Below are 15106 nucleotides of genomic sequence, written 5' to 3' on the forward strand. Positions count from 1 at the left end.
TACAAGTATAAACCGAACCGACAATTAACAAAACCCTTTGGAGAAGCCCGATGGCTCACCACGCACGCTGGACGATGTCGCAAGTCACTGAATTATTTAACAAACCTTTCCTGGAGCTGATGTTTGAGGCGCAACAGGTGCACCGCCAGCACTTCGATCCGCGTCATGTTCAGGTCAGCACGCTGCTGTCGATCAAAACCGGGGCTTGCCCGGAAGACTGCAAATATTGCCCGCAAAGCGCGCGCTATAAAACCGGTCTCGAATCCGAGCGCCTGATGGAAGTCGAGCAGGTGCTCGACTCCGCGCGCAAGGCCAAAAACGCTGGCTCGACCCGCTTCTGCATGGGCGCGGCGTGGAAAAATCCGCATGACCGCGACATGCCCTATCTGGAGCAGATGGTGAAGGGGGTGAAGGCGATGGGGCTTGAAGCCTGCATGACCCTTGGTACGCTGAACGAAGAGCAGGCGCAGCGTCTCTCGGCGGCGGGGCTGGATTACTACAACCACAACCTCGATACTTCGCCGGAGTTCTACGGCAACATCATCACCACGCGCACCTATCAGGAGCGTCTGGACACGCTGGATAAAGTGCGTGATGCGGGGATCAAGGTCTGTTCCGGCGGGATCGTGGGACTGGGCGAGACGGTAAAAGATCGTGCCGGCCTGCTGTTACAGCTGGCAAACCTGCCGACCCCGCCGGAAAGCGTGCCCATCAACATGCTGGTGAAGGTAAAAGGCACGCCGCTGGCGGATAACGAGGACGTGGATGCCTTCGATTTCATCCGCACCATCGCGGTGGCGCGCATTATGATGCCGACCTCTTACGTTCGCCTCTCTGCCGGTCGCGAGCAGATGAGCGAGCAGACCCAGGCGATGTGCTTCATGGCCGGGGCCAACTCCATCTTCTACGGCTGCAAACTGCTGACCACGCCAAACCCGGAAGAGGACAAAGATGTCCAGCTGTTCCGCAAGCTGGGGCTGAACCCACACCAGACCGAGGTACAGGCGGGGGATAACGAGCAACAGCAGCAGCTGGAGCAGCAGATTTTTAACGCCGACACCGACCAGTTCTACAACGCGGCAGCCGTATGACCTGGCAGGCACGTATCAGGACCGCGCTCGACGAGCGGCGGGCGGCGGATGCGTTTCGGGTGCGCAGGGTAGTGGAAAACGGTGCAGGCCGTTTTCTCTCCCGGAAAGGAGAGCGGTTCTGTAATTTCTCCAGCAACGATTATCTGGGCCTGAGCCAGCACCCGCAGATCGTTCGCGCCTGGCAGCAGGGCGCGGATCGTTACGGCGTGGGCAGCGGTGGCTCCGGGCACGTCAGCGGCTACACCACGGCGCATCAGGCGCTGGAGGAAGAGCTGGCCGACTGGCTGGGCTACCCGCGGGCGCTGCTGTTTATCTCCGGTTTTGCCGCGAATCAGGCGGTGATTGCCGCCCTGATGGGCAAAGACGACCGCATCATCGCGGACCGCCTGAGCCACGCGTCCCTGCTTGAAGCGGCCAGTCTCAGCCCGGCGCAGCTGCGGCGTTTTGCCCATAACGATGCCTCTCAGCTGAACGTCCTGCTGGGTAAACCCTGTTCAGGGCTTCAGCTGGCGGTGACGGAAGGGGTATTCAGCATGGACGGCGACAGCGCGCCCCTTGCCACCTTGCATGACGTCGCAAAACAGCAGAACGCCTGGCTGCTGGTCGACGATGCCCACGGCATTGGCGTCACCGGCGAGGAGGGGCGCGGAAGCGCGCACCAGCAACGCGTCAGGCCGGAACTGCTGGTGGTCACCTTCGGCAAAGGCTTTGGCGTCAGCGGCGCCGCGGTGTTGTGCAGCGAGCCGGTGGCCGATTACCTGGTGCAGTTCGCCCGGCACCTGATCTACAGCACCAGCATGCCCCCGGCGCAGGCCGTGGCGCTCTCTGCGTCGCTTGCGGTGATCCGCGGCGAAGACGGCGCTGAACGCCGGGCGCGCCTGGCCGACCATATTCAGCGTTTTCGCCGGGGGGTAAGCGCACTGCCTTACCGGCTTACCGACTCGCACAGCGCCATTCAGCCCGTGATTGTGGGTGAAAACCATCGGGCGCTGATGCTGGCACAGGCGCTACGAGAGCGCGGGCAGTGGGTCACGGCGATCCGCCCACCCACCGTGCCGCCAGGCACCGCGCGCTTGCGTCTGACGCTCACGGCAGCGCACGAGCCGCAGGATATCGATACGCTTCTGGAGGCACTGTATGTCTCCTGTCAATAAACAGGCCGTTGCCGCCGCGTTTGGCCGGGCAGCGCAAAGCTATTCACAGCACGATGAGCTGCAACGCCTGAGCGCCCGCGGGCTGCTGGCCGCGCTCGGTGAGGGGCGTTTTGCGCAGGTGCTCGACGCTGGCTGCGGGCCTGGCGGCAATAGCCGCTACTGGCGCGCAACGGGTAGCCACGTCACGGCGCTGGATTTATCCGCGCAGATGCTGGATGAGGCCCGCCAGCAGCAGTCAGCAGACCGTTATCTGGTGGCCGATATCGAGGCCATCCCGCTGGAGGATGCGCTGTTTGACCTCGTCTGGAGCCATCTGGCGGTGCAGTGGTGCGCCAGCCTGCCGCAGGCCCTACGCGAGCTATACCGCGTGGCGCGGCCCGGCGGAGCGGTGGCCTTTACCACCCTGCTGGAAAGTTCGTTGCCAGAGCTGAATCAGGCGTGGAGGGCAGTGGATGCGCAGCCGCACGCCAACCGGTTTCTCTCGCACCAACAGGTCACTCAGGCGCTGGCAGGCTGGCGCTATCGCAGCGTGGTCCAGACCGTCACCCTCGAATTTAGCGATGCGCTAAGCGCCATGCGATCGCTTAAGGGCATAGGCGCGACGCACCTGCACGCCGGACGGGAGAAGAAACCCCTTACCCGCGGCCAACTCCAGCGTCTCGAGCTGGCCTGGCCGCAGGAGCGGGGCCGGTTCCCGCTCTCTTATCATCTTTTTCATGGGATTATTGAACGTGACTGAACGTTATTTTGTTACCGGCACGGACACTGAAGTCGGTAAAACGGTTGCCAGCGCCGCGCTGTTGCAGGCGGCGCGTCTGCTGGGGAAAACTACGGCCGGGTATAAGCCCGTAGCCTCCGGCAGCGAGATGACGCCGGAAGGCTTACGTAATACCGATGCGCTGGCGCTACAGCGTAACAGCAGCCTTACGCTGGCCTATTCTGCGGTGAACCCCTATACCTTTGCTGAACCCACCTCGCCGCACATCGTCAGCGTCGATGAAGATCGTCCGATTGATTTTTCGGTGCTCTCTTCCGGGTTACGCGTCCTGGAAACACAGGCCGACTGGGTGCTGGTGGAGGGGGCTGGCGGCTGGTTTACCCCGCTGTCCGACGAGCAGACATTTGCTGACTGGGTGCAGGCCGAGCAGCTTCCGGTCATTCTGGTGGTTGGCGTGAAGCTTGGCTGTATCAATCACGCCATGCTGACCGCCCAGGCCGTGCAGCAGGCCGGGTTGCGTCTGGCAGGGTGGATTGCCAATGACGTGGTAGCGCCGGGTAAACGTCATGCTGAGTATCTGGCGACGCTGAAGCGGGTGCTGCCTGCGCCGTTTCTCGGCGAGATCCCGTGGCTTGCCGACGGCGCAGAGCAGGCGGAAACCGGACGCTATCTCGACCTCAGCGCCTTATGTCCCGCGCCATCCAGTGCGCAATAAGGTCGTCATCCAGCTCGTTAACGTGGCCCTGTGCCACGTTACGTCCGCGATAGAGCATGCAGAAACGATCCGCTACCCGGCGGATAAACGACAGCTGTTGCTCCGCTAACAGCACCGTCATTCCCAGCTCCCGATTCAACCGCACCAGCAACTGCCCCAGCCTGCGCGCGAAACCGTGCCCTGCGCCATGCATGGGCTCATCCAGAATCAACACGCGCGGACGATTAACCAGCGCACTGGCGAGGGCCAGCTGATACTGGTCGTCAGGGGACAGCGCAGAGGCACGGCTCTGTCGCAGCGGATAGAGCTCCGGAAACAGGGCATACACGTCACTTTTTGATGCCGGATCGGGTTTCCCCGTCGCCCGCATAGCGATATGCAGATTTTCATCGACGGTCAGCTGGGAAAATATTCGCCGATCCTGCGGGACGTAGCCTATCGTCGGCGGCGCCGGGAATGCGGACGCAGGGCTGAGCAAGTTATGCGGCGGCGCGCCAGCCTCATGCCAGATGATGGTGCCGCTCTCGACGGGCACCTTTCCGGTAATGCAGTTCATAAGCGTGGATTTGCCCATGCCAGGCAGGCCAACAATGCCCGTACAGATGCCTTGCGGGAAATCGATATTCACGTTCCATAGCGTATGTTGGCTTCCGTAAAACTGATTTACAGCACGCAGACTCAACATCTTTCTCTCCTTAAAAATGTGTGGGGTGATGCACAGAGTGATGTCTGCAAAACGCCTGCCAGGAACTTCATAATGATTAAAAAAAGGCCATTTTTAGGAATAACTCACTATCAAAAGCTGAACGTTTATACGAATTGCACACTCCCGGTGCTGCGTATGTCGAATTGTGGTGCAGGAGAAATGACAGAATTGTGATTAAGATCTCGCCAGTCGCTTATGAAAAAATGAACGTTTTCCAGGCAAAAAAGAGTGATAAAAATTTTTTACTGCCGCTTCGTGGGAAAAACCGGGAATTTGCTGGAGTGCATGCTGTACGGGCTGGAGGCAGTTATCCACTATTCCTGTGGATAACCTTGTGCATTAGAGTTAGAAAACCCGCGATAAGCGAGAGAATACGCGGGTTACAACCAAATTGATGCGAAACGCGGCTTAATAAATTAGTCTTTATTTTTTAACGAATTAGATAAAAGCAATTCCCTCAACGCCAGCGAGACCTGTTGCCATAAAACTTTCATAACCGCCCTTGACAAATGTTAAAAAAGTAATAGTTCTGGGGATAACCCCCTGAGGCTGGTGTTTTATTTTGTCACAGTCGAAATTTGGCTCGCGAACGCACTAATCCTCTCTGCGCTACGCTAAATATCCTGACACGCTACTGGTTTTTCATCCAGTGTTTTTTACTGGCAATCCTGGCCACAACGAGTAAAATTACTCACCTGCCGCTTATTCTGTCATCAGGTCGTCGCCCATGAGTAAACCGTTTAAACTGAATTCTGCTTTCCGTCCTTCCGGGGATCAGCCCGAGGCTATTCGTCGCCTGGAAGAGGGGCTGGAGGACGGGCTGGCGCACCAGACCCTGCTGGGGGTTACCGGTTCGGGCAAAACCTTCACCATTGCCAACGTCATTGCCGATCTCCAGCGTCCAACGATGGTTCTCGCGCCGAACAAAACGCTGGCGGCGCAGCTGTATGGTGAGATGAAAGAGTTCTTCCCGGAAAACGCGGTGGAGTATTTCGTCTCCTACTACGACTACTACCAGCCGGAAGCCTACGTTCCCAGCTCCGACACGTTTATCGAGAAAGATGCCTCGGTGAACGAACATATCGAGCAGATGCGTTTGTCGGCGACCAAGGCGCTGCTGGAGCGTCGTGATGTGGTGGTGGTGGCCTCGGTGTCGGCGATCTACGGCCTGGGCGATCCGGATCTCTATCTCAAGATGATGCTGCACCTGACGCAGGGGATGATCATCGATCAGCGTGCGATTTTGCGCCGTCTGGCGGAGTTGCAGTACACCCGTAACGATCAGGCGTTCCAGCGCGGGACCTTCCGCGTGCGCGGCGAGGTGATTGATATCTTCCCGGCGGAGTCGGACGATATGGCGCTGCGCGTGGAGCTGTTCGACGAAGAGGTTGAACGCCTGTCGCTGTTCGATCCGTTGACCGGTCACGTCGAGTCGGTGATCCAGCGCTTCACCATCTACCCGAAAACGCACTATGTAACGCCGCGCGAGCGTATTGTGCAGGCGATGGAAGAGATCAAAACCGAGCTGGCGGACCGCCGCAAGGTGCTACTGGCGAACAATAAGCTGCTGGAAGAGCAGCGCCTGAGCCAGCGTACCCAGTTCGATCTGGAGATGATGAACGAGTTGGGCTACTGCTCCGGCATCGAAAACTACTCGCGCTACCTCTCCGGGCGCGGGCCGGGCGAAGCGCCGCCGACGCTGTTTGACTACCTTCCGGCGGACGGCCTGCTGGTGATCGACGAATCCCACGTTACGATCCCCCAGATCGGCGGGATGTACCGCGGTGACCGCGCGCGTAAAGAGACGCTGGTGGAGTACGGGTTCCGACTGCCGTCAGCGCTGGACAACCGTCCGATGAAGTTTGAAGAATTTGAGGCGCTTGCTCCGCAGACCATCTACGTATCGGCCACGCCGGGCAACTACGAGCTGGAAAAATCCGGTGATGACGTGGTGGACCAGGTGGTGCGTCCGACCGGGCTGCTGGATCCGATTATCGAGGTGCGTCCGGTGGCGACGCAGGTGGACGATCTGCTCTCGGAAATACGTGCCCGCTCCGCCATCAACGAGCGCGTGCTGGTTACCACGCTCACCAAACGTATGGCGGAAGATTTGACGGAGTATCTGGAAGAACACGGCGAGAAGGTGCGGTATCTGCACTCGGATATCGATACCGTGGAGCGTATGGAGATCATCCGCGATCTGCGTCTGGGCGAGTTCGACGTGCTGGTCGGTATTAACCTTCTGCGAGAAGGGCTGGATATGCCTGAGGTGTCGCTGGTGGCGATTCTGGACGCGGACAAAGAGGGCTTCCTGCGTTCCGAGCGCTCGCTGATCCAGACCATTGGCCGCGCCGCGCGTAACGTCAACGGGAAGGCGATCCTGTACGGGGATAAAATCACCCCGTCGATGGCCAAAGCGATTGGCGAAACGGAACGTCGTCGTGAGAAGCAGCAGCGCTACAACGAAGAGCACGGCATCACGCCGCAGGGGCTGAACAAGAAGGTGGTGGATATCCTGGCGCTGGGTCAGAACATTGCGAAGACCAAAGCGAAAGGCCGCAGCAAGGCCCGTTCAGTGGTGGAAGAGGATACCGTCGCGCTGACGCCGAAAGCGTTGCAGCAGAAGATCCACGAGCTGGAAGGGCAGATGATGCAGCATGCGCAGAACCTGGAGTTCGAAGAGGCCGCGCAAATCCGCGATCAGTTGCATCAGCTGCGGGATCTGTTTATTGCGGCATCGTAGTTTTTTGCCCGGTGGCGTTTTCTCCCTCTCCCTGTGGGAGAGGGCCGGGGTGAGGGCATCAGGCCGCACAAAACGAACCTAACCTAATGCCTGAATCGCCTTTTCCAGCGCCTCGCGCAGCAGATGGCGGTCGTGGCGATATTTAATATCGCTGGCTTCCAGCGGCTCCTGCACCACCACGCGATCGCCAATCCCCGATACATCCACTTTTGGCCCGACCACGACACCATCGATAATTTTCTTACCAACGTACTGTTCCATCAGGTCCAGCTTATCCGCCAGCGACAGGCTTGCCGCCGCCGGGCTGAGTTCGCGGCCTAAATTACCGATATAGACCATGGGCGCAGGCGTTCTGCGCAGCGCCTGCGCCAGCTCTTTCACCAGCAGGATCGGCATCAGGCTGGTATAAAAACTTCCCGGCCCAATCAGGATCAGATCGGCCTCGGCAATCGCTTCTACCGCTTCACGCGTTGCGGGTACGCTGGGGTAGGTCATTAGCTCTTTTGGCGGAAGAAGAAGCTGGTCGATATTCACTTCACCATACACTTCGTGATCGTCGGCATCGATCGCCATTAAATCCACCGGCTGTTCGGACATCGGGATCAGGAATGCATCCACCTTTAACAGGTTACGAATTAAATTGATCGCTTCCAGAGGGCGCACGCTCAGGTGATCCAACGCCTTTAACATCAGATTTCCAAGGTTATGGCCTGAAAGTTCACCATTTCCGCCAAAACGGTACTCAAACATCGCCGAGGCCACGCTAGGCTCCGTGATAAGCTGGTTGAGGCAATTGCGCATGTCACCCCAGGCAATCCCGCCTTCAGCGCGTCGGATCCGCCCGGTTGAGCCGCCGTTGTCCGTTGTTGTCACGATGCCCGTCAGGCGCGAGCCCAGTGACGATAACGACGACATCACGCGTCCCAGACCGTGACCTCCGCCAAGAGCGACCACGCGGTCCAGATCCGCAAAAGTGCGATTGCGCATACCTATTCCTTATCCTGTTAAGCTTGCGTCACAGTAACGCAACTACTCCTAAAAGACGATGCCTCTCACAAACCATAATGACGTATATCAATGCGAAAGCGCTGTTTTTGCGTATTCTGTAGTGAAAATGCACAATAACATCGTTATATATAAATTTATATAGCGAAAAGCGACAATGGCGAAGTGGCGATTTCCACGCTACTATCGCCATAACCCCGTTTTCAAAACTGAAAACATACACTCTAGCCCTGGCGCCTGTGTCGAGAGATATGGCGCCCTGGCCGTGGCGGATTTGCCACCAGGGTACAGAAAGAAATGACTGTGCCTCCCGATCTGGAAAGGTGTACATGGCTTCACAACTTACTGATGCTTTCGCGCGTAAGTTTTTCTACTTACGTTTGTCGATTACCGACGTGTGTAACTTCCGTTGCACCTACTGCCTGCCCGATGGCTACAAGCCGGGCAGCGTCACCAATAATGGCTTTCTCTCCGTGGATGAAGTACGCCGCGTCACGCGCGCGTTCTCTGAACTTGGCACGGAAAAAGTGCGTCTTACCGGGGGAGAGCCCTCCCTGCGCCGTGATTTCCCTGACATCATTGCCGCCGTGCGTGAAAACGAACGTATCCGCCAGATCGCGGTGACCACCAACGGTTACCGCATGGCGCGTGACGTGGCGAACTGGCGCGATGCGGGGCTGACGGCGATCAACGTCAGCGTCGATAGCCTGGACGCCCGTCAGTTCCACGCCATTACCGGCCAGGATAAGTTCCAGCAGGTGATGGACGGCATCGATGCCGCGTTCACCGCCGGTTTCGACAAGGTCAAAGTCAATACCGTGTTGATGCGTGATGTGAACCACCATCAGCTGGACACTTTCCTGGCGTGGATCAAACCGCGCCGCATTCAACTGCGTTTTATTGAGCTGATGGAGACCGGGGAGGGTAGCGAGCTGTTCCGTCGCCATCATATCTCCGGCATGGTTCTGCGCGACGAACTGCTGAAACGCGGCTGGATCCACCAGATCCGCCAGCGCAGCGATGGCCCGGCGCAGGTCTTTTGTCATCCGGATTATGAAGGCGAAATCGGCCTGATCATGCCCTATGAAAAAGACTTCTGTGCCAGCTGCAACCGCCTGCGCGTCTCCTCCGTCGGCAAGCTCCATCTTTGCCTGTTCGGGGATGGCGGCGTCGATCTACGCGATTTGCTGGAAGATGACGCCCAGCAGGACGCGCTTGAAGCACGTATTTCCGAGGCGCTGACGCACAAAAAGCAGACCCATTTCCTGCATCAGGGCAACACCGGCATTACTCAGAACCTGTCCTATATCGGCGGGTAATCAGGCTTTAGAAGGAACCAGAAGATGAGTCAGGTAAGCGCGGAATTTATCCCGACACGCATTGCTATTCTTACCGTTTCCGAACGTCGTGGTGAAGAGGATGATACCTCTGGCCACTGGCTGCGCGAGGCGGCACACGAAGCCGGACACCAGATTGTTGATAAAGCGATCGTCAAAGAAAACCGTTACGCCATTCGCGCTCAGGTCTCACAGTGGATTGCGGGTGATGACGTCCAGGTGGTGCTGATCACTGGCGGCACCGGCTTTACCGCAGGCGACCAGGCACCGGAAGCGCTGCTCCCGCTGTTCGATCGCGAAGTGGAAGGCTTCGGCGAAGTGTTCCGCATGCTCTCCTTTGAAGAGATTGGCACCTCTACGCTTCAGTCCCGTGCCGTCGCGGGGGTGGCGAATAAGACGCTGATCTTCGCCATGCCGGGGTCGACCAAAGCCTGCCGCACCGCGTGGGAAAACATTATTGCCCCGCAGCTGGATGCCCGTACCCGTCCGTGTAATTTTCATCCCCATTTAAAGAAATAAGCTATGTCACAACTGACCCACATAAACGCCGCTGGCGAAGCGCATATGGTGGATGTCTCCGCCAAAGCCGAAACGGTGCGCGAGGCGCGTGCTGAAGCGTTCGTCACCATGCTGCCGGAGACGCTGGCGATGATTATCGACGGCAGCCATCACAAGGGTGACGTGTTTGCCACCGCCCGCATCGCCGGTATTCAGGCCGCTAAACGTACCTGGGACCTCATCCCGCTCTGCCATCCGCTGATGCTCAGCAAAGTGGAGGTAAATTTGCAGGCGCAGCCGGCGCATAACCGTGTGCGTATCGAGTCCCTGTGCCGCTTAACCGGGAAAACCGGCGTGGAGATGGAGGCGTTGACGGCGGCCTCCGTGGCGGCGCTGACCATCTACGACATGTGTAAAGCGGTACAGAAAGATATGGTGATTGGCCCGGTGCGTCTGCTGGCAAAAAGCGGCGGCAAATCCGGTGATTTTAAGGTGGAAAGCCATGATTAAGGTGCTCTTTTTTGCCCAGGTCCGTGAGCTGGTCAATACCGACAGCCTGACGCTGGACGGCTCTTTCGAAAATGTCGCCGCCCTGCGTGCGCATCTGGCGGCGCAAGGCGACCGCTGGGCGCTGGCGCTGGACGAAGGCAAACTGCTGGCCGCCGTGAACCAGACGCTGGTGGAGTTGACCCACCCGCTGGCCGATGGGGACGAAGTGGCCTTCTTCCCGCCGGTCACAGGGGGTTAAGATGACGGAAACCCGAATTCTGGTCGGCCATGAGCGTTTTAACGTGGGCACGGAATATGACTGGCTGGCCGGGCGCGACGAAGACGGCGCGGTCGTGACGTTTACCGGGAAAGTGCGTAATCATAATCTCGGCGACAGCGTAAAAGCGCTGACGCTGGAGCACTATCCGGGAATGACCGAAAAATCGCTGGCGGCCATTGTGGAAGAGGCGCGAGGCCGCTGGCCACTAGGGCGCGTTACGGTTATCCATCGCATCGGCGAAATGTGGCCCGGCGAAGAGATTGTGTTTGTCGGCGTCACCAGCGCCCATCGCGGGAGTGCTTTTGCGGCGGGGGAGTTCATCATGGATTACCTTAAAACCAAAGCGCCGTTCTGGAAGCGTGAAGCGACGCCGGAAGGTGAGCGCTGGGTGGAATCACGCGACAGCGATAAACATGCCGCCAGCCGTTGGTAGTTGGTTTACGCGGATGTGTTACTCTTAACGTGTGTGTTTACTTAATCAGGAGTGAATCATGGACCGATTTCCGCGTTCCGATTCGATAGTTCAGCAGACCCGTAGCGGGCTGCAAACCTACATGGCTCAGGTGTATGGCTGGATGACGGTTGGCCTGCTGCTTACCGCGTTTATCGCGTGGTATGCGGCAAACACGCCTGAACTGATGATGTTTATCTTCTCAAGCAAAATCACCTTCTTTGGGCTGATTATTGCGCAACTGGCGCTGGTGTTCGTGCTCTCCGGGCTGGTGCACAAGCTCAGCGCGGGTATGGCGACCACGCTGTTTATGCTCTATTCGGCGCTGACCGGGCTGACGCTTTCCAGTATTTTCATCGTTTACACCTACTCTTCCATCGCCAGCACCTTTGTGGTGACCGGCGGGATGTTCGGTGTGATGAGCCTGTACGGGTACACCACCAAACGTGACCTGAGCGGCTTCGGCAACATGCTGTTTATGGGGCTGATAGGGATCGTGCTGGCGTCGCTGGTGAACCTGTGGCTGAAGAGTGACGCGCTGATGTGGGCGGTGACCTATATCGGGGTGGTGATCTTCGTGGGCTTAACCGCCTATGACACCCAGAAGCTGAAAAACATCGGTGAACAAATTGATGTTCGCGACAGTTCAAACCTGCGCAAATACTCGATTCTGGGCGCGCTGACGCTTTATCTGGACTTCATCAACCTGTTCCTGATGCTGCTGCGTATTTTTGGCAACCGTCGCTAGGATTGTTATGCCGGGTGGCGGCTTCGCCTTACCCGGCCTACGAAAGGCGAACCGTAGGTCGGGTAAGGCGAAGCCGCCACCCGACTTATTCACTTCGCTAACATCCTCTCATTCTTCGCGCGCAGCTTCTTCGCCCGACTCTCCAGCACCAGATAACAGACCGTTGCCAGCGCCAGCGGCAGGAAGTAGTAGATCATGCGGTACGCGAGCAGGGCGGCGATAATCGTCCCGTGAGACACATGCTCCCCCGCAAGCAGCGCGATAAACACCGCTTCCAGTACGCCAATACCCGCCGGAATATGCACAATCACCCCGGCAATACTGCTTACCAGCAGCACGCCCAGCACGAAGAAGTAGTTCACATCTTCGCCAATCAACAGCCAGATAATGGCCCCCATCGCCATCCAGTTAGCGCTGGAAACCACCATTTGCAGGACGGCAAACTTCCATGACGGCAGCACCAGCTTCTGGCCTTTAATGGTCATGTGACGACGTTTGGCAAAGGCGCAGGCCCACAGGTAGGCGGCGATGATCAGCAGCAGTACGATGCCCAGGATGCGCAGGGTAGCCTCATCGATGTACCAGTGCGCAGGCAGCTGCACCACGCCGATGGTGAAAATCACCCCGCCCAGCAGGATATACCCCAGCCAGTTGGTGGTGATGCTTAAGGAGAAAATACGCGTGATGGTGCCGCCCGGTAAGCCAAGGCGGGAGTACAGGCGATAGCGCATACCAATCCCGCCCACCCAGGTGCTCAGCGTCAGGTTAAAGGCATAGCAGATGAATGACACCAGCATAACCTGCCGTTTGGCAAGCTTATGTCCGCAGTAGGCACGTCCCAGCAGGTCATAGCAGCCGTACATCAAGTAGCTCACAATCACCAGCCCAACGGCCCCCAGCAGGACTGTCCGGTTGTAGTTGCGAATAACTTTCCACACCTCTTCCCAGTCCACCTTTTGGGCATACACCACCAGCAGGACCGCGACGGCAATGAAGAACAGCCAGGTCAGGATTTTTTTCGCCAGCCGCCAGCGAGGATGAGATTTCGACATCAGGTTTTCCCTCCATCTTCCGCCTCTACGCGGTCCTGGGTTTCCATTTCGGGTTGCACAGGCGGATCCACCAGCGCCAGTTTCGGCGTATGCGCGGGCAGCCAGCCCACCATGGCCGGGAAGTGGCGCAGGAAGTGGAACACCACCACGCCGATGCCCACGTTCCACCAGCTCCGTTTTGGCACCATAGACTCATCCACACGCACGCAGTCTTTATTGATAAGTCCCTGAAGGTTATCGCGCAGGGTCTGATTAAACTGGCGATCGTGGATGATCAGGTTCGCTTCCAGATTGAGCGATAAGCTCAGCGGATCGAGGTTGCTGGAGCCAACGGTCGCCCAGTGGTCATCCATCACGGCGACTTTGCCGTGCAGCGGGCGGCGGCGATATTCATAGATCTGCACGCCGCTTTTGACCAGATAGCGATAGAGCAGACGCGCGCCCACCTTCACAATCGGCATATCGGGCTCACCCTGCACGATAAGCTTCACGCTCACGCCGCGTCGGGCCGCGTTGCGCATGGCGTGCAAAATCCGGTAACCGGGGAAGAAATAGGCGTTGGCGATAATCACCTCGCGCTTCGCATTCGCCAGCATCTTCAGGTAATGACGCTCGATATCGTCCCGGTGCTCCTCGTTATCCCGCCAGACGAACAGCGCCTGCGCCTCGCCGGGCTTGCGGTTCTCTTCCGGGCGATGACGGCGTCGCCACCAGCGGCGAGCGGCCTCTTTGCCGGGTAAGTTTTCCAGCACGAACAGCTGGATGTCCTGAACCACCGGTCCTTCGATACGGATCGCGTAGTCCTGTTTAGCTTCGGGACCGTAATCCGACATATGCTCGGCGGAGTAGTTAATGCCGCCAACGAAGGCCACCGTTTCATCCACCACCACAATTTTGCGGTGCATTCGACGGAACAGGTTGGTGCGCATGCCGAACAGACGCGGGCCGGGATCGTAATAGCGGAACACCACCCCTGCGGCGGTGAGCTCGTTAACAAATTCGTCGCTGAGATCCGGCGAACCATATCCGTCGAGCAGAACCTCGATTTTTACACCGCGACGGGCGGCATGCAGCAGTGCGCTGTGCAACTGCCTGCCCACGTCGTCTTCAAACCAGATAAACGTTTCCAGAAAGACTTTCTGCTGTGCGTGGCTAATCGCCTCAAAAACCGCCGGATAAAAGTTATCGCCATTTTCCAGCAGCGTAATACGGTTACCTTCCTGCCATGTGCATTTCATAAGTGGATCTCCGCGCTGAGTGGGGCATGGTCGGAGAGATGTCGCCAGTTGAGTAAAGCCAGCGCCGTCGGGCTGCTGGCGTGGGCATTTTTTACGTAAATGCGGTCAAGGCGCAGCAGGGGGAAGCGCACCGGAAACGTCCGCGCGGGACGACCGCGTGAGCGGGTAAAGATCTCCTCCAGCCCCGCCTTCACCTTCAGCGGATGGTTGGCCCGCTGTCGCCAGTCGTTGAAATCACCGGCCACTACTACGGGCTCGCCCTCCGGCAGCGCATTGGTCCAGTCTGCCAGCATCTGTAGCTGGGCCTGACGGTGGGCTTCACGCAGGCCAAGATGAACACAGCCCACATGAATGGGAAAATCGAGCGCCGGGGGGGTGATACGACAGTATAACAGCCCGCGTTTTTCGCTCTCGCCAACGGAGACGTCGCGGTTCTCATAATGCTCGATAGGAAAACGCGACAGCACCGCGTTACCGTGATGCCCCTCCGGGTAGACCGCATTGCGCCCGTAGGCGTAGTCGCTCCACATGGTATCCGCCAGAAACTCGTAGTGGGGCGTGTCGGGCCAGTTTTCGAAATGCATCGGGTGCACTTCGTGCGCGCCCATGACCTCCTGGAGGCAGACAATATCGGCGCTGACGGTGCGTACCGCGTCGCGCAGCTCCGGTAAAATGAAGCGGCGGTTAAATGCTGTGAAGCCCTTATGAATGTTTATCGTCAGCACCTTAAGCGAGAAATGCTGCGTTTTTTTGCTCATAAACACCTTCCTGGGTGACTATCCCGATGAAAATAAAGTGTAGTAGGCGTCACAAAAAGATGCGGCGTTACGGAATTTTCCGTAAAGTGCGGTAGTCTGAATTAGCAGAGAAAAATCCTTCAG

The 15106-nt window shown here is 58.0% G+C and carries 16 protein-coding genes and 1 riboswitch; of the genes, 11 read left to right on the forward strand and 5 right to left on the reverse strand.

The window, feature by feature from the left end:
- The first annotated feature begins 50 nt into the window (after window positions 1-50).
- From bioB to bioD, 4 genes are read left to right on the forward strand one after another with little or no spacing between them, the layout of a single operon-like run.
- The gene (bioB, locus tag ACOTX5_RS08405) at window positions 51-1091 is read left to right on the forward strand and encodes a biotin synthase BioB (protein WP_017694116.1); all 1041 of its coding nucleotides are present in this window, start codon (window positions 51-53) and stop codon (window positions 1089-1091) included.
- Window positions 1088-2245, forward strand: coding sequence for an 8-amino-7-oxononanoate synthase (gene bioF, locus ACOTX5_RS08410; protein ID WP_045911442.1), 1158 nt, complete (start codon window positions 1088-1090; stop codon window positions 2243-2245). Before bioB ends, bioF begins: the two co-directional genes overlap by 4 nt.
- Window positions 2229-2984 carry a malonyl-ACP O-methyltransferase BioC gene (gene bioC / locus ACOTX5_RS08415; protein ID WP_015571087.1) on the forward strand — a complete coding sequence of 252 codons (756 nt, stop codon included), beginning with the start codon at window positions 2229-2231 and terminating at the stop codon, window positions 2982-2984. The genes bioF and bioC overlap by 17 nt, the downstream gene beginning before the upstream one ends.
- Complete coding sequence (bioD, locus tag ACOTX5_RS08420) at window positions 2977-3678, forward strand: dethiobiotin synthase (protein ID WP_023303329.1); 702 nt, start codon at window positions 2977-2979, stop codon at window positions 3676-3678. The genes bioC and bioD overlap by 8 nt, the downstream gene beginning before the upstream one ends.
- Here bioD and ACOTX5_RS08425 read toward each other — a convergent pair.
- Window positions 3641-4363 (reverse strand): ABC transporter ATP-binding protein, encoded by a 723-nt coding sequence (locus ACOTX5_RS08425; RefSeq protein ID WP_017384938.1) that lies wholly within the window; start codon window positions 4361-4363, stop codon window positions 3641-3643. The two genes, bioD and ACOTX5_RS08425, sit on opposite strands and share 38 nt — an antisense overlap.
- Before the next feature lie 748 nt (window positions 4364-5111).
- Between ACOTX5_RS08425 and uvrB the strand changes: the two genes are divergently transcribed.
- Complete coding sequence (gene uvrB / locus ACOTX5_RS08430; protein WP_023303330.1) at window positions 5112-7127, forward strand: excinuclease ABC subunit UvrB; 2016 nt, start codon at window positions 5112-5114, stop codon at window positions 7125-7127.
- 78 nt (window positions 7128-7205) lie between these two features.
- On the opposite strand, the gene yvcK is transcribed toward uvrB, so the two are convergent.
- Complete coding sequence (gene yvcK, locus ACOTX5_RS08435; RefSeq protein WP_017384936.1) at window positions 7206-8114, reverse strand: uridine diphosphate-N-acetylglucosamine-binding protein YvcK; 909 nt, start codon at window positions 8112-8114, stop codon at window positions 7206-7208.
- Between the two features lie 226 nt (window positions 8115-8340).
- Window positions 8341-8474: riboswitch (molybdenum cofactor riboswitch) on the forward strand.
- Between yvcK and moaA the strand changes: the two genes are divergently transcribed.
- The 6 genes from moaA (at window position 8462) to ACOTX5_RS08465 (ending at window position 11935) form a co-directional block, all read left to right on the forward strand.
- A complete protein-coding gene (moaA, locus tag ACOTX5_RS08440) occupies window positions 8462-9451 on the forward strand; it encodes a GTP 3',8-cyclase MoaA (protein WP_017384935.1) in 990 nt (329 codons plus the stop codon). (Overlaps the previous riboswitch by 13 nt.)
- 24 nt (window positions 9452-9475) lie before the next feature.
- A complete protein-coding gene (gene moaB / locus ACOTX5_RS08445) occupies window positions 9476-9988 on the forward strand; it encodes a molybdenum cofactor biosynthesis protein B (protein ID WP_015571084.1) in 513 nt (170 codons plus the stop codon).
- A gap of 3 nt (window positions 9989-9991) precedes the next feature.
- Complete coding sequence (moaC, locus tag ACOTX5_RS08450) at window positions 9992-10477, forward strand: cyclic pyranopterin monophosphate synthase MoaC (RefSeq protein WP_017384934.1); 486 nt, start codon at window positions 9992-9994, stop codon at window positions 10475-10477.
- Window positions 10470-10715 (forward strand): molybdopterin synthase sulfur carrier subunit, encoded by a 246-nt coding sequence (gene moaD / locus ACOTX5_RS08455; RefSeq protein WP_003858510.1) that lies wholly within the window; start codon window positions 10470-10472, stop codon window positions 10713-10715. Before moaC ends, moaD begins: the two co-directional genes overlap by 8 nt.
- Before the next feature lies 1 nt (window position 10716).
- On the forward strand, window positions 10717-11169 hold the full coding sequence (moaE, locus tag ACOTX5_RS08460) for a molybdopterin synthase catalytic subunit MoaE (RefSeq protein WP_015571082.1): 453 nt from the start codon (window positions 10717-10719) through the stop codon (window positions 11167-11169).
- Window positions 11170-11227: 58 nt separating this feature from the next.
- The gene (locus ACOTX5_RS08465) at window positions 11228-11935 is read left to right on the forward strand and encodes a Bax inhibitor-1/YccA family protein (RefSeq protein WP_015571081.1); all 708 of its coding nucleotides are present in this window, start codon (window positions 11228-11230) and stop codon (window positions 11933-11935) included.
- A gap of 89 nt (window positions 11936-12024) precedes the next feature.
- Here the strand turns inward: ACOTX5_RS08465 and ACOTX5_RS08470 are convergent, their stop codons facing one another.
- Genes ACOTX5_RS08470 through ACOTX5_RS08480 form a run of 3 tightly spaced genes read right to left on the reverse strand, consistent with a single transcriptional unit; the run spans window position 12025 to window position 14983 of the window.
- A complete protein-coding gene (locus tag ACOTX5_RS08470) occupies window positions 12025-12987 on the reverse strand; it encodes a lysylphosphatidylglycerol synthase domain-containing protein (protein ID WP_015571080.1) in 963 nt (320 codons plus the stop codon).
- The gene (gene clsB / locus ACOTX5_RS08475; protein WP_015571079.1) at window positions 12987-14225 is read right to left on the reverse strand and encodes a cardiolipin synthase ClsB; all 1239 of its coding nucleotides are present in this window, start codon (window positions 14223-14225) and stop codon (window positions 12987-12989) included. The genes ACOTX5_RS08470 and clsB overlap by 1 nt, the downstream gene beginning before the upstream one ends.
- Window positions 14222-14983, reverse strand: a complete 762-nt coding sequence (locus tag ACOTX5_RS08480) for an endonuclease/exonuclease/phosphatase family protein (protein WP_017384933.1) — start codon at window positions 14981-14983, stop codon at window positions 14222-14224. Before ACOTX5_RS08480 ends, clsB begins: the two co-directional genes overlap by 4 nt.
- Window positions 14984-15106: the final 123 nt, after the last annotated feature.

Source organism: Enterobacter cloacae complex sp. IR5441 (genome assembly GCF_049238215.1).
GTDB lineage: Bacteria > Pseudomonadota > Gammaproteobacteria > Enterobacterales > Enterobacteriaceae > Enterobacter > Enterobacter hormaechei_C.